This window comes from Nocardia heshunensis (assembly GCF_054782115.1).
Genome location: NZ_BAAGTC010000005.1, coordinates 198,353 through 210,488 on the forward strand (window position 1 = coordinate 198,353; position 12,136 = coordinate 210,488).

Genomic DNA, 12,136 nt, shown 5'->3' on the forward strand with positions numbered 1-12,136 from the left:
GCGCGGCCACGCGCGGTTCTCGATTCGTGCGATAGGCATTGCCGATCGCCACGCCATCGACCCCGCTCCCCCGCCGAGACTGAGCTCAGTCCGGCGGAAGGAGAGCAGTGGCCCGGCTGCAGATCGATGCGGTGTCGAAACGATTCGGCCCCGACCACGCGGTGCGCGAGGTGAGCCTCGACATCGCCGATGGCGAATTCCTGGTGCTGCTCGGCCCGAGCGGCTGCGGCAAATCCACCCTGCTGCGCATGATCGCGGGCCTGGAGGAACCCAGCGACGGCCGAATCTTGCTGGACGGCATCGATATCACCGACTCCGCACCGCAGCAGCGCAACCTGGCCATGGTCTTCCAGAGCTATGCCCTGTACCCGCATCTGACGGTCGCGAAGAACATCGGCTTCCCGCTGCGCAGTAGACGTCACCGGCGCGCGGAGATCGCGGCTCGGGTCGCGGAAGTCGCGGCCACCCTGGAGCTGTCAGCGTTGCTCAACCGCCGCCCGGCCGCGCTGTCGGGCGGTCAGCGGCAGCGAGTCGCGTTGGCGCGCGCCATGGTTCGCGATCCGGGCGCGTTCCTCATGGACGAACCGCTGTCGAATCTGGACGCCAAACTGCGCAGCGCCACCCGCGCCGAACTCATCGCCCTGCACCGCCGCCTGGGCGCGACCTTCCTGTACGTGACCCACGATCAGGTGGAGGCCATGACCATGGCGACCCGCATCGCCCTGCTCAACGCCGGCCGCGTCGAACAGGTCGGCACCCCCGAAGATCTCTACGACCGGCCCAGCACCGCCTTCGTCGCCGGATTCCTGGGCGCGCCGCCCATGAATCTGTTTCCGGCCGAAGTGGTTTCGCGTGACGGCGGCCTGCGGGTGCAAGCGGAGGGAATCGACGTGCCACTGGGCATCGACGCCGAATCCCATTCCGGCACCACAGTTCTCGCCGGAATTCGCCCCGAACGCCTGCGCATCGACGCCGACGCCACCGCGGTGCGCGGCCGCGTGAGCATGGTGGAGAACCTCGGCAGCGAGGAACTCATCCACCTGGACACCGCCGGATGCTGCGTCCGCGCCGCCCGCCCCACCGGTGTGCGAGCCGGTGATGATCTGCGACTTCGTTTCGCCCCCAACGACATTCACCTTTTCGACCCCGATTCCGGTCGCCGCCTCGTCTGGCAGGAGCCTGAAATCACCCCCGAGTTCCGCGACGACGCGGCCGTGTCCGTCGCCTGACCCCCGAGGAGAATTCCCGTGAAACGCACCGTGCCCCGACTGGGCCTGGTGTTCGCCGCCGCCCTGGCCCTGTCCAGTTGCGGTCTGGGCGGCACCGTCACCGACAGCCCCGCCTCCGCCGGCCAGGTCCCGGAATTGGCTCCCGACCAGAAGGTTTCGATCGTTTTCGAGTCCTACAACTACGGTCTCGCGGGCGCCTGGACCGACACTTTCAACACCCTGATCGACGGCTTCACCAAGAAGTTCCCGAATATCAAGGTCACCGCGCAGAAGCCGCAGGGCAACAGCCCGAACCCGGCGACGGACACCATCTCCAGCATCCAGAACCAGATGGTGGCCGGTCACCCGCCGGATATCGCCCAATTGGGTTTCAGCGACCTGGATTTCACCATCCACCAGTTGCAGGCGAAACCCCTCGACGAGTTGTTCGGCAAGCAGGCCGTGCAGGCGAACTTCGACGGCACCCGCTTCCACTATCACCCGCGCGCCCGCACCCTCGACGACTGGGACGGCCACACCTACGGCGTCCCGTTCGTCTTCTCCACCCCTGTCTTGTACTACAACGCAAGCCTTTTCAACGCCGCCGGACTCGACCCGGCCAAGCCGCCGGTGACCTGGCAGCAGGTCGCCGACGACGCCAAGGCCATCAACGCCAAGACCGGTCAGGGTGGCGTCTACATCGACTGCCTCACCAAGTCGGCGAAGGACTGGTGCTTCCAGTCCCTGGTCCGCTCCGATGGCGGCCGCGTCATCTCGGAGGACCGCCGCAGCCTGACCTACGCCGACGCCCCGGCCGTCGAGGTCACCAAGCTCGCGCAAGACCTGGTCACCACCGGAGCCATGCCCAAGCTCGCGCAGAAGCAGGGTTATGAAGCCTTCGCCCGCGGCGAGGTCGGCATGATCCTGGAAACCAGTGCTATCCAGGGCACGTTCGTGACCGGCGCCAAGGACAAGTGGGATCTGCGTGCGGCCCCCATGCCCCGCTACGGCGACAAGCCCGCCGTCCCCACCAATTCCGGTGCGGGCCTGCACATCCTGACCAGCGATCCGGCCAAGCAGCGTGCCGCCTGGGAGCTGATCAAGTACCTCACCAGTGAGCAGTCCTACGTCAAGATCTCCCAGAACATCGGCTACCTGCCGCTGCGCTCGGAAATGATGACCGACCCGGCCGTCCTCGGCTCCTGGGCCGCCGAAAACCCGCTGCTGGCACCGAATGTCGCGCAACTGGCCACCATGGAACCCTGGGTCTCCCTGCCCGGCAACGACTATCTGCAGATCCGCGACGGCATGATGGACGCCGTCGAATCCATCGTCTTCCAGGGCAAGGATCCCCAGTCCACGCTGACCGCCGCCCGCGCCGAAGGCGCCAAACTCCTTCCCGCGTCATGACTCCCACGACCGACCTGACCCTGGTCCAGATCACCGATACCCACCTGCGCCCCAAGGGCGAACACGTCCTCGGCGCGGTCGACACCCACGCCGTACTGACCCACATCCTCGACAAGCTGCGCACCGGCGGCCGCCGCATCGACGCCCTCATCCTCTCCGGCGACCTGGCCGACACGGCTGCTCCCGAGGCATACCAGCGTCTGCGCGCCGCCGTGGAGCCGGTCGCCGCCGAACTCGGCGCGCAGGTGCTCTACGTCATGGGCAACCACGACGAGCGCGCATCCTTCGGCATCGAATTGTTCGGCCGCAGCCCCGATTCCGCCGCCATCGCACCGTACGACCAGGTCCTCGACGTCGACGGCCTGCGCATCATCGGCCTGGACTCCACCACCCCCGGACGCCACGACGGCTACCTGGAAGCCGAGCAACTGACCTGGCTGGCCGATCAACTCCGCGACCCCGCACCCCGCGGCAGCCTACTGGTCCTGCATCACCCGCCCCTCCCCTCGGCCATCCCCGCCGCCGAATACCTCAAGCTACGCAATGCCGATGAGCTCGCCGCGGTCCTCTCCGGCACCGACGTCCGCATGATCCTGTGCGGCCACAACCACATGACCGCCGCCTCCGCCTGCGCATCCATCCCGGTCTGGGTCGGCCCGGCCCTCGCCTACCGCATTGACGCCATGGCACCCAGCGGCCGCCAATACGGCCTCGCCGGATCGGGTTTCACCCGCATCGATGTCCTGGAGACGGCCATCATCGCCACCGCGGTCGAGACCACCCCCACAACCCGCCTCTACGACAAATCCGAGAACGAGGTCCAAGAACGCCTCGAAGCCCTCGCCGCGGAACAGAGGTAACGATGTTCGTCCTCGCCACCGCACAGAGCGACCCGCCCGAACCCGTCCGGCAGGAACCGAATTCGGCTCCGGGTGAGCCGACCTCGGCGAGGACGAACACCGTTGCCGGCCTCGAGCAGTTTCCGGACGGTCATGACCCCGAGCCGCAGCCGAATCATCGCGGCCCCGAGCGCCTTTTGGGCCGTCGCCTGCTGCGCCGCCTGGGCCGCAAGGCGGTCCCGTACCTGTATCTCGCGCCCGCCTTGTTCCTGCTGGTGGTGTGGACGTATCAGCCGTTGGTGCAGGCGGCGCAATTGTCGACGCTGTCCTGGAATCTGCTGCCGACCTCGCCGATGCGGTCGGTGGGTGGGGCGAATTATGAGCGGCTCGTGCATCTTCCGGCGTTCTGGTCCTCGCTGGGGCGGACCGGGGTCCTCATCGTCGGACTGCTGCCGTTCACCGTCGGGCTGCCGGTGCTGATCGCACTGGCCAGCCGACGGGTTCGGCCGCGAGCCCGGACCCTCTATCACGCACTGATTTTCGCGCCGTTTCTCATCGCGCCGGTCGCCGCCGCCGCGGTGTGGCGGTGGCTGCTGCATCCACGCACGGGATTCATGGATCGCCTCCTGGGGTCGGATCGCAACTGGGTTTATGACGCCGGTACCGCCCACGCCGTCATCATCGGGGTAACCGGCTGGCAGTTGCTGGGGTTCGCGACGTTGGTGGTGTGGGCCGGATTGGCCGGTATCAGTGGTGATTACGACGAGGCGGCCCGGGTGGACGGTGCGTCGCCGGGGCAGATCCGCCGGTGGATCACGTTGCCACTCTTGTCGCCAACCCTGCTGTTCCTGGTGCTGACCACCGTGCTGCTCTCCCCCACCCTCACTTTCCCGCTCATCGACACCATGACCCAGGGCGGTCCCGCGCAGTCCACCACGAACATCTATTACCTGCTGTGGGAGTACGGCTTCCACACCTTCGATGCCGGGCTCAGCGCCGCCGCGGGCATCCTGCTGTTCGTCGGCTTCGGCTCGGTGGCCGCCTTGCTGGTCTGGATCTCGGAAAAGGTTGCCTTCCATGACGACTGACGCCCCGCCGCATCACGTGCGTTCGTCCCTGAGCGATCGTCTCGGCGACGTGGGCAGCCGGGTGCTCCTCACCGCCACCGCGCTCGTCTGTGTCTTCCCGATCTACTGGCTCTTCGCCACCGCCCTGCGCCGCCCCGAGGACGTCGCCTCCCTGTCCCCCATCCCCTGGCCGCTGTCGCTGCGCAACTTCTCCGACGCCGCGCACGAGGTCGACATCCCCGGCCTGATCGCCAATACCTTTGTGGTCGCGGCACTCTCGGCGATCGGCCAGCTGCTCATCGCACTGCTGGCCGCCTACGCCTTCGCCGTCTACACCTTCCCGCTGCAACGACTGCTGTACCTGGCGTTCGTCGGCACCTGGTTGGTCCCCTTCCAGGTCACCATGCTGCCCAACTACATCCTGCTGACCCGTCTCGGCCTGCTCGACACCCTGGTCGGCGTGGTGCTGCCGACCCTGTGCTCGGCGCTGGCGATCCTGCTGCTGCGCCAGCATCTGGCCGCGTTCCCCAAGGAGCTCATCGCCGCCGCCCGCATCGACGGCCGCTCCTCCTGGTCGATCCTGTGGACGGTCGTGGTCCCCAACCTGCGCCCGGCGCTGGCGGCCCTGGGCATCCTGCTGTTCATCAACGAGTGGAACGAATACTTCTGGCCCGCAGTGGTTCTGCGCCGCTCCAATGCCGTCCTGCAGCTGGGTCTGCGCAGTTTCATGGGAACCGAGGGCGACCAGTGGGGTCCCATGATGGCCGTGGCCGGCCTGGCGTGCCTGCCGGTGCTGGTGCTCTACCTGCTGCTGCAGCGCCACATCGTGAACGCCTTCGTCCGCTCGGGCCTCAAATGATCACAGCCCGAACACCCGTCGCGCATTGCCTTCCAGATACAGCTCCGTCGTCTCGGCATCCAACCCCAGCTTGTCGAGCCCGTCGAGAGCATGCTGCGGCAGGATCATCGGATAGTTGGTGCCGAACAACACCTTCCGCCGCCCACTGCCGGTCTTCATGTACGACACCAGTTCCGCCGGAATCCGTTTGGTCGTGTACGCGGAGGTATCGATGACGACATTCGGATGCTTGCGCGCGACCGCGATCATCTCCTGCGTCCAGGGGTAACCGATATGCCCGCACACGATCGTCAACTCCGGGAAGTCCAGTGCAATCCGGTCGATGTAGGGAATCGGCCGCCCCGGCTCCGACGGCCGCAACGGCCCGGTGTGCCCGACCTGCGTGCAGAACGGAATCCCCAGATCCACGCACGCCGCATACAGCGGATAGAACCGCGCGTCCGTCGGCGGCACCTCCCACAGCCACGGCAGCACCCGCAACCCCTTGAACCCCTCGTCCCGCACCCGCCCGCGCAATTCCCGCACCGACTGCATCGGCCGCCGCAGATCCACCGAGGCGATCCCGATCAGCCGCTCCGGCTCCTGCGCGACCCACTGCGCCACTTCGTCATTGGAGATGAGCACCCCCTCCGGCGCACACCACGCCGACAGCAGCGCCCGATCCACCCCGCCCGCGTCCATGGCGGCCAGCGTCGCCTTCAGCGGAATCTCGTCGCTCGGAATGACATTCCCCGTCCACCGCCGCAGCGAGTCGAAGATGTCACGCTCGAGAAAGCGACCCGTCGGATGCTGTGCCCAGACGTCGATCGTCATAGTTGACTGCCCCTTCGCTGTCCGGACCGTCCAGACATTCCAGGAACGCGGTCACCGCCGGATTGGTCTCCTCGCTGCGCCACACCGCGTACAGATCCAGTGTGGGCACCGGATCCACGATTTTCACCGCAACCGACATACTGCCCGGACCACCCATCCCCATCGAGATGGCGCGCGGCAGCGAAGCGAACCCGACCAGCGGCCGCACCGACACCATGTGCGCGGTCGCCCCCGGATCATCGGCATACTGGGTGACGTTCAACGCGATCCGGGTCTGCGCCGCCGCCCGGAAGATGTTGTCGTACATGGCCGGACACTGCTCGCGCGCGAACAGCACACACTCCTGCCCCTGCAGTTCCGCGAACGGCACGCCCGCCCGATCCGCCCATCGATGCCGCTTGCCCACCACCGCCACCAGCGGCACCCGGTGCAGCAGCCGCCGATACCGGAATTCCGGGGTGCTCGGATGCCCGTACACCATGGCCACATCCAGCGCGCCCTCCGTCAGCGCCGTCAACTGCGGACCGGTCCGCTTCTCCCACAGCGACACCTCGATATCGGGATACCGCTCCGCCATCCGATGCAGCGTGTCGGGCAGCACGTGGCGGCTCGCGGGCAGGTTGTAGCCGACATTCACCGTCCCGACCCGCCCCTCGGCCAGTGCCCGCGCCGACCGTGCCGCCCGGTCGAGCTGCGCGACGATCTGCCGTGCCTGCACCTCGAATTCGCGCCCGGCCGGAGTGAGCCGCACCTCATGGGAATTGCGTGCGACCAGCGTCACCCCGATCGATTTCTCCAGCTTCTGCAACTGTGCGCTCAGACTCGGCTGCGTCAGATGCAAACGCTGCGCCGCCCGCCCGAAGTGCAGTTCCTCGGCGAGCGTGATGAACGAGACCAGATGCCGCAACTCCATGACCGCCTCCTTCCGGGTAACAACCACGCTAGCCACGGCGAATAACCGGTGATGAATTCCGGCGCACCCCGGAACAAATCCTCGATGGCCTTCGTTGTACAACCAGCGCTCCGACTCCGCACGCCGGCGGGACTCCGGGGCCGGGGGCGAGATTAATCCCGTCGCGTACGGCACCAGCGTTGTGCCACCATATGTTTCACCGAGATCAGCCGACCGTTTGCCGGTCGTGACCAGCAGGAAGGAGGAGACGGCAATGAATCCGACGGTCCCCGAACAGCATCCGAGTTCGATGGGACAGCGCACCCTACTCGTGCGCATCGGCAAGCGCAGCCTGCGCAGCGATGACCGGTCCATCGGCCGTCTCCAGGCCCGCGCGTAAAGCCCGCCCTTCTCTTCCTCTGTTCGATTCTGTTCATTGAAACAGCCCAGTATGAAACATGGTGACCCCCATGCTGTTCCGTCATGCCGAAGACCCGGAGATAACCACCGACAACTGGATACACGCGGGAGTGCTGCTGCTCAATGCCTCCTACGAGGCGCTGACCACGATCCGTGCCGACCGCGCCGTGGTGCTGCTGCTCAGCGGTGCCGCCGCGACCGTCACCGACCGGCAGCCGCACTTCCCGATCCGTTCGAAGCACCTGGAACTGATGCTGCCGGAGACCATCCGGCTCGAGCGCTACATCTACCTCGAGCACCGGATCCTCGTGCACGACGACAACAGCCGCGCCACCCTGCCCGCGATCCTGCGCCGTGACCGCTACCGCTGCGGTTACTGCAACGGCTGGGCTCGCACCGTCGACCACATCCGCCCGCGTTCCCGCGGTGGGCCCAATACCTGGGCCAACCTCATCGCCGCGTGCGGTCCCTGCAATTCGACCAAGGCGGACCGGACTCCGGAGGAGGCCGGGATGCCCCTGCTGTGGGAGCCCAAGGCGCCCAATGACAGAGAGCGCGCGCAGCGTCAGGTCTGGAAGGAACTGGCCGCTTCGTGAACTCCCCCATCGATTGAACAGAAGTCATCCATCACGCGTGATCGGACATGAAAGGAGCGAGATCCGATGACGAACACTGCACTTCGGGAGCAGACCCTGGCTGATCTGCTCCCCATCTCCGACTCGAAGGACTACTGGCAGCACGCCGCCTGCAAGGGTGACCCGAACCACGAAGCGTGGTTCCCGTACCCCTCGCAGGACTTCGACTACGCCCGCGGCATCTGCACCGGATGCCCGATCCGCCGCGAATGCGGCGCCTTCGCCTCCCGCACCGGCCAGTCCGGCGTCTGGGGCGGGCACGAGTACGACCGCGGCAAGCTGATCCGCGATTGACCGGATGCGGCGGCGACCTCCTCCAGGGGTCGCCGCCGTTTTCGTGCCGGTCGGATTGCGCGTAACCGCCTGGAACAGGTGGCTATCTGGTCGTCAACATAGACTGGTCGATCGTGGGTACTCATCGCGCCGCGGGCGGGTCACGAGGTGTCAGCAAGGGACCAGTTATCGCAATTGCCGCGGTGATCGTGCTAGCGCTGGCCGTTGTCGGCTGGGCTTGGTTGTCGGATCGGTCCAAGGAGCGCGACAGTCGCGCGGCCGCCTCCTGTGTGGAGGGCACCGCCGCCTTGAATGTGACGGTCGATCCGGACATTCTCACCCCGGTGAAGGCGGCGGCCGACCGGTTCAATGCCACCAAACCGCACGTCCGCGACCACTGCGCGCAGGTGAACGTGACCGCGCAGCCGTCGGCGGCGATGGTCGCGGCGTTCACCGCGAACAAGCCATGGGATCCCGCGCTGGGTCCGCAGCCCGCGCTCTGGATCCCGGAATCGTCCCGGTCGGTCGAGCAGATGCGGGTGCCGGGTCTGATCGCCGGAACCCCCGCGCCCATCGCGGTCAGCCCCATCTCCCTGGCCGTACCCGATGCGCTGCGCGCCGCACTGGAGACCGGCAAGGTGCACTGGGCGGATCTGCCGAAGCTGCAACAGGGTTCGCTCGCCGACATCGGCCTCGCGCCGTGGGGCAAGCTGCGCCTGGCCATGCCGTCCGGTGACGCCTCCCTCGCCATCGCGACCGCGGTCGGCTCGGGGGTGTCGGGCACCGACCCGCTCGATGACAAGGCGGTCGCCACCGGGCAGGTCATCTCCGCCGTCTCGCTGCTGGCCGCGGGCGCACCGGCGGCCAAGGATGTCGCAGGCGCTCTCACCGACCTGGCCGCCGCCACCGATCCCAATGCGCCGATACACGCGGTCGCCGCCACCGAACAGCAGATCCGGGCCCGCAACGGGCTGACCGCCTTCCGTCCCGACGGCGCCGGACCCGTCGCCGACTTCCCGGCCGCCCAGCTCACCGGATCCTGGGTCGACCCGACCCAGAACCTGGTCGGCAGCCTGTTCGCCGACTTCCTGCGCGCACCCGACCAGTCGAAACTGTTCACCGACAACGGTTTCGGCGCGGCTCCCCCGGCCGCAACCCCGGTCCCGGCGAAGGCCGTGCTGGACAAGGTGACCGGGATCCTCGCCCACCCGGTGCTCGGCGTGCAGGCCACCGTGCTGCTCGACGTCTCCTCCTCGATGTCCGCGCCCGAGGGTTACGGCACCCGGCTCGCGAATGCCGTTGCGGCACTGGAGTCCACGATGGGCGTGATGCCGCCCGACTTCGGGCTGGGCGTCTGGGAGTACTCCAAGAACCTCGACGGCAACAACCCCTACAAGGTGCTCACGCCGACCGCGCCGCTGACCGATGCGCAGCGCACCGCGCTGAGCCAGTCACTCACCACCGTCACCGCGAGCCCCTCCAAGCCGGACCGCACCTATCCCACGCTGGAGGCGGCCTACAAGAACACGCTCGCCAACTACGCGACGGCCCGCACCAATTCGATCCTGCTGATCACCGACGGCCCCGAGGACGACTCCAATGTCACCGGCGACCAGCTGCTCGCCGATATCGCGGCCGCCAACGACCCGGCCCATCCGGTGCGCATCGACGTCGTCGTGATCGGCGGCGCGGGAACGCAAACCCTGCAAACCCTCAGCCAGCGCACCGGCGGCACCTACACCAAGGTGAGCACCACCGCGGATCTCCCGTTCGGCACCGCGGTCTCGCAGGCGCTGACCACCCCCTGACAACACGAACCCGCCGCTTTCCCGATTCAACAGCAAACCCGTGGCATATTCGGCAAATGGCACACAGTACTGGTCCTGAAGCGACCTTGAAGCAGGGCTTGGCAGCCGGAACCTCGATCGCGGCGGGCATCCTGCTGATCGTGATCGGCGTACTGTCGATCCTGCAGGGCATCTCCGCCGTCGCCGCCGACGACCTGCTCGTCGTCGGCTACGACTACATCTACAAACTCAACACCACCGGTTGGGGCTGGATCCACATCGTCCTCGGCGCCATCGAGATCGGCGTGGCCATCGGCCTCCTCAAGGGCACCACCTGGGGCCGCACCGCCGCCATGCTCCTGGCCGCCCTCTCCATCGTCGAGAACTTCCTCTGGATCCCCTACTACCCCGCCTGGTCCCTGCTCATCATCGCCCTCGACGTCGTAGTCATCTGGGCCATCGCCACCTACAAGCCCGCCACGGCGTAAGCCACCAGCGCCCCACCGGTCACCCAGACCGCTGGGGCGCTCGTCTGCCAACGAGCAGGCGCTCCGATCAATCGGCAGTCAGGGCGGTGAACGCGGTGGGCCAGTCGGCGGCGGTGGTGGCGTCGTACAGTTCGAAGGTTTTGCCTTGGGATTCGGGGTGCAGGAGAGCCGCTACCGCTGTGCGAGCGACGGTTTCGCGGCTGACCTGGCCGTCGCCGTGGTCGCCCTGTTCGAGGCGGACGCCGGTCGCCGGGGAGTTGGTGAGCCAGCTGGGGCGGAGGATGGCGTAGGGGGTGCCGCTGTTGCGCAGGGCCTGTTCACCGGCGCCGCGGGCCCGGATGATGCCCGCCATGTCAGGGTGTTCGGCGGCGCGGGTGATGTAGATCTGCGAGACCAGGACGATCGGAACCTTCTGCGCGGCAGCCAGTTCGGCGAGCCTGCCTACCCCGATGTGCATGACCGCGTCGGACGCCGCATCGTCCACGGGCGGCTCGACCGAGACGATGACGCCGTCGATGCCGGTCAGCAGGCGGGGGTCGAGGGTGGTCGCCAGGTCGACGGCGATGCTCCGGTCGTCGCGGGGATGGCGGGTGCCGACCACGACCTCGTGGCCTACCTCGCGCAGCAGGTCGACGGCTTGGCGGCCGGTGCGGCCGGTGCCTCCGATGACCAGGTACTTCATGACTCTCCTCTGGTGCGGATGTTCGTCACCACGGCAGGGGGTTGCCGTCGCGGAAGAAGCCGCCGGTGGGGCCGGAATCGGGCAGCGTTGCGGCCCAGACGATTCCGGCCGCGCCCTCGGCGACGGGGCGGCCGCCGGGGCCGCCCATGTCGGTGGCCACCCAGCCCGGGCAGATCGAGTTGACCAGGATGCGATCGGAGCGCAGTTCGGCGGCCAGCATGCGGGTCAGCGCGTTGAGGGCCACCTTGGTCGTGGTGTAGGCGGGAGTCCCGCCGCCCATCCCGGTGAGGGAGGCGGCTTCGCTCGAGACGTTCACGATGCGGGGATGAGAGCTCCTGCGCAGCAACGGCAGGAAGGCTTGGACCATCCGCCAAGGGCCGTAGAGATTGGTTTCCGCGGCCTCACGCACGACCGCCAGGTCCGCGGTCTCGGCGCGCTGCCAGGTGTCGTAAGTGATTGCGGCACTGTTGATCAGGACGTCCAGACGTCCGTGCAGGTCCGCCACTGCCGCGGCGGCCGCCACGACACTCGCATCGTCGGCGACGTCCAGCAGCAACGGAAGCGCCCCCACTGCTGCGGCCGCGGCCTGCCCGGCTTCCTCCGATCGCGCCCCCAGCAACACGGTGAAGCCGCGTTGCACCAGTTGCCTGCATACTTCGCGGCCGATCCCTCGGTTGCCGCCGGTGACCAACGCGATGTCGCTCATGATCATCGATCTTGCCGTCGAATCGCCGAGTCGTCGAGTCGCTGAACCGGCGGGCGC

The 12,136-nt window shown here is 67.5% G+C and carries 14 protein-coding genes; 10 read left to right on the forward strand and 4 right to left on the reverse strand.

Translation table 11 applies throughout. The annotated features are described in order from the left end of the window. Nucleotides 1-107 precede the first annotated feature (107 nt). From ACYVN4_RS19555 to ACYVN4_RS19575, 5 genes are read left to right on the forward strand one after another with little or no spacing between them, the layout of a single operon-like run. Complete coding sequence (locus ACYVN4_RS19555) at nt 108-1,229, forward strand: ABC transporter ATP-binding protein (protein WP_460723129.1); 1,122 nt, start codon at nt 108-110, stop codon at nt 1,227-1,229. 18 nt (nt 1,230-1,247) lie between these two features. Then, entirely contained in the window at nt 1,248-2,618 is a 1,371-nt protein-coding gene (locus tag ACYVN4_RS19560; RefSeq protein WP_460723131.1) for an ABC transporter substrate-binding protein, read from the forward strand. Beyond that, the gene (locus ACYVN4_RS19565; protein WP_460723133.1) at nt 2,615-3,478 is read left to right on the forward strand and encodes a metallophosphoesterase; all 864 of its coding nucleotides are present in this window, start codon (nt 2,615-2,617) and stop codon (nt 3,476-3,478) included. The genes ACYVN4_RS19560 and ACYVN4_RS19565 overlap by 4 nt, the downstream gene beginning before the upstream one ends. 2 nt (nt 3,479-3,480) lie before the next feature. Then, entirely contained in the window at nt 3,481-4,545 is a 1,065-nt protein-coding gene (locus tag ACYVN4_RS19570) for a carbohydrate ABC transporter permease (RefSeq protein ID WP_460723135.1), read from the forward strand. Further along, nucleotides 4,535-5,383, forward strand: a complete 849-nt coding sequence (locus tag ACYVN4_RS19575) for a carbohydrate ABC transporter permease (RefSeq protein ID WP_460723137.1) — start codon at nt 4,535-4,537, stop codon at nt 5,381-5,383. The genes ACYVN4_RS19570 and ACYVN4_RS19575 overlap by 11 nt, the downstream gene beginning before the upstream one ends. On the opposite strand, the gene ACYVN4_RS19580 is transcribed toward ACYVN4_RS19575, so the two are convergent. Beyond that, on the reverse strand, nt 5,384-6,196 hold the full coding sequence (locus ACYVN4_RS19580; RefSeq protein WP_460723139.1) for an amidohydrolase family protein: 813 nt from the start codon (nt 6,194-6,196) through the stop codon (nt 5,384-5,386). Beyond that, the gene (locus ACYVN4_RS19585; protein ID WP_460723142.1) at nt 6,144-7,109 is read right to left on the reverse strand and encodes a LysR family transcriptional regulator; all 966 of its coding nucleotides are present in this window, start codon (nt 7,107-7,109) and stop codon (nt 6,144-6,146) included. The genes ACYVN4_RS19580 and ACYVN4_RS19585 overlap by 53 nt, the downstream gene beginning before the upstream one ends. Before the next feature lie 253 nt (nt 7,110-7,362). Here ACYVN4_RS19585 and ACYVN4_RS19590 point away from each other — a divergent pair, with 253 nt between their 5' ends. From ACYVN4_RS19590 to ACYVN4_RS19610, 5 genes are all read left to right on the forward strand, one after another. Continuing rightward, nucleotides 7,363-7,488: a hypothetical protein gene (locus tag ACYVN4_RS19590; protein WP_460723144.1), complete on the forward strand. Its 126-nt coding sequence runs from the start codon at nt 7,363-7,365 to the stop codon at nt 7,486-7,488. A 70-nt stretch (nt 7,489-7,558) separates the two neighbouring features. Continuing rightward, a complete protein-coding gene (locus ACYVN4_RS19595) occupies nt 7,559-8,104 on the forward strand; it encodes an HNH endonuclease (RefSeq protein ID WP_460723146.1) in 546 nt (181 codons plus the stop codon). 66 nt (nt 8,105-8,170) lie between these two features. Then, the gene (locus ACYVN4_RS19600; protein ID WP_460723148.1) at nt 8,171-8,437 is read left to right on the forward strand and encodes a WhiB family transcriptional regulator; all 267 of its coding nucleotides are present in this window, start codon (nt 8,171-8,173) and stop codon (nt 8,435-8,437) included. Between the two features lie 113 nt (nt 8,438-8,550). Further along, on the forward strand, nt 8,551-10,224 hold the full coding sequence (locus ACYVN4_RS19605; RefSeq protein WP_460723150.1) for a VWA domain-containing protein: 1,674 nt from the start codon (nt 8,551-8,553) through the stop codon (nt 10,222-10,224). A gap of 56 nt (nt 10,225-10,280) precedes the next feature. Then, the gene (locus ACYVN4_RS19610; protein ID WP_460723151.1) at nt 10,281-10,691 is read left to right on the forward strand and encodes a DUF7144 family membrane protein; all 411 of its coding nucleotides are present in this window, start codon (nt 10,281-10,283) and stop codon (nt 10,689-10,691) included. Between the two features lie 67 nt (nt 10,692-10,758). On the opposite strand, the gene ACYVN4_RS19615 is transcribed toward ACYVN4_RS19610, so the two are convergent. Together ACYVN4_RS19615 and ACYVN4_RS19620 are read right to left on the reverse strand one after the other, a co-directional pair. Further along, entirely contained in the window at nt 10,759-11,373 is a 615-nt protein-coding gene (locus tag ACYVN4_RS19615) for an SDR family oxidoreductase (RefSeq protein ID WP_460723152.1), read from the reverse strand. A 25-nt stretch (nt 11,374-11,398) separates the two neighbouring features. Next, nucleotides 11,399-12,079, reverse strand: coding sequence for an SDR family NAD(P)-dependent oxidoreductase (locus ACYVN4_RS19620; RefSeq protein WP_460723153.1), 681 nt, complete (start codon nt 12,077-12,079; stop codon nt 11,399-11,401). Between the last annotated feature and the right edge of the window lie 57 nt (nt 12,080-12,136).

Excerpts from the sequence above, each read along its gene's own strand:
- ACYVN4_RS19575 (WP_460723137.1), top strand. The coding sequence starts at position 4,535 with ATGACGACTGACGCCCCGCCGCATCACGTGCGTTCGTCCCTGAGCGAT.
- ACYVN4_RS19590 (WP_460723144.1), top strand. The coding sequence starts at position 7,363 with ATGAATCCGACGGTCCCCGAACAGCATCCGAGTTCGATGGGACAGCGC.
- ACYVN4_RS19595 (WP_460723146.1), top strand. The coding sequence starts at position 7,559 with ATGCTGTTCCGTCATGCCGAAGACCCGGAGATAACCACCGACAACTGG.
- ACYVN4_RS19600 (WP_460723148.1), top strand. The coding sequence starts at position 8,171 with ATGACGAACACTGCACTTCGGGAGCAGACCCTGGCTGATCTGCTCCCC.
- ACYVN4_RS19610 (WP_460723151.1), top strand. The coding sequence starts at position 10,281 with ATGGCACACAGTACTGGTCCTGAAGCGACCTTGAAGCAGGGCTTGGCA.
- ACYVN4_RS19585 (WP_460723142.1), bottom strand. The coding sequence starts at position 7,109 with ATGGAGTTGCGGCATCTGGTCTCGTTCATCACGCTCGCCGAGGAACTG.
- ACYVN4_RS19620 (WP_460723153.1), bottom strand. The coding sequence starts at position 12,079 with ATGAGCGACATCGCGTTGGTCACCGGCGGCAACCGAGGGATCGGCCGC.
- ACYVN4_RS19570 (WP_460723135.1), top strand. The coding sequence starts at position 3,481 with ATGTTCGTCCTCGCCACCGCACAGAGCGACCCGCCCGAACCCGTCCGG.
- ACYVN4_RS19565 (WP_460723133.1), top strand. The coding sequence starts at position 2,615 with ATGACTCCCACGACCGACCTGACCCTGGTCCAGATCACCGATACCCAC.
- ACYVN4_RS19615 (WP_460723152.1), bottom strand. The coding sequence starts at position 11,373 with ATGAAGTACCTGGTCATCGGAGGCACCGGCCGCACCGGCCGCCAAGCC.
- ACYVN4_RS19580 (WP_460723139.1), bottom strand. The coding sequence starts at position 6,196 with ATGACGATCGACGTCTGGGCACAGCATCCGACGGGTCGCTTTCTCGAG.